At 41.4% G+C, this 263-nt stretch carries 1 pseudogene; it reads right to left on the minus strand.

Annotated features, from left to right (window positions below):
* A pseudogene (locus G9F48_RS19440) lies at window positions 1-217 on the minus strand (RDD family protein); the annotation flags it as partial.
* Window positions 218-263: the final 46 nt, after the last annotated feature.

Consider the following 263-nt stretch of genomic DNA (forward strand, 5'->3'; position numbering starts at 1 on the left):
GGATACCGCAGATCTTTTTGCCGATAACATAACCGTTCCAGTATACAGGGAGCAAAATACCATAAAGAGTCAAAATAATGCTGATCATTGCGCTCTCATTCGGATCTTTTCCTGTTGCCAGCATAAAAATAATCGCCAAAGGCACTGAAGTAATTAAATAGTCGAGTACCACGGCTCCCAATCTGATCCAAAATCCCGCCGGTCTGTAAATATTCATCGTGTTTCTCCTCGCTATGGCTTCAAAATCACTTTAATGTTGCCAT

Origin of the sequence: Bacillus sp. EKM420B, from assembly GCF_011065565.1 — a bacterium.
Classification (GTDB): domain Bacteria; phylum Bacillota; class Bacilli; order Bacillales; family Bacillaceae; genus Bacillus; species Bacillus velezensis.